The sequence below is a fragment of the Campylobacter concisus genome, from assembly GCF_002913545.1.
Taxonomy (GTDB): domain Bacteria; phylum Campylobacterota; class Campylobacteria; order Campylobacterales; family Campylobacteraceae; genus Campylobacter_A; species Campylobacter_A concisus_AV.
This window is the reverse complement of sequence record NZ_PPBR01000067.1, coordinates 1-505: the sequence shown is the minus strand read 5'-3', so window position 1 is coordinate 505 and position 505 is coordinate 1. Positions and strand designations below refer to the sequence as shown.

The window sequence follows — 505 nt, the reverse complement described above, 5'->3', positions numbered from 1 at the left end:
AATTTGTCGAGTGGTATAGCGAGTTTTACGGAGTTAAAATTTAAGGAAAGCAGATGAGGCGATGTGAATGGGCAAAAGGCGAGCTTGATATAGCTTACCACGATAACGAGTGGGGCAAAGTCGTAAAAGATGATAGAAAATTTTTTGAAATGATAGTTCTGGAGGGTTTTCAGGCGGGACTTTCGTGGCATGGAGTGCTTCAAAAAAGAGAGGCCATGAGAGAGGCGTTTGATGGCTTTGATCCAGAGAAGATCAAGCTTTACGACGAGGCTGAGATAGCGAAATTTATGCCAAATGAGAGATTGATTCGCAACAGATTAAAACTAAAATCACTCTCGGCAAACGCCCTTGCATTTTTATCCGTAACGCAAAAAGTTGGTAGCTTTTATGACAATCTTTGGAGAGATTAGTTAAGATAATTAGACCCAAGATTTGACGAAAAACTGAGCATAAATCACTTTCATAATATCAAACAAGTGACAGCCACTACGCCGGTGTCTAACTT

1 pseudogene is annotated in these 505 nt (G+C 40.2%); it reads left to right on the top strand.

The annotated features are described in order from the left end of the window. Positions 1-53: 53 nt before the first annotated feature. Positions 54-505: pseudogene (locus tag CYP05_RS04265) on the top strand (DNA-3-methyladenine glycosylase I); the annotation flags it as partial.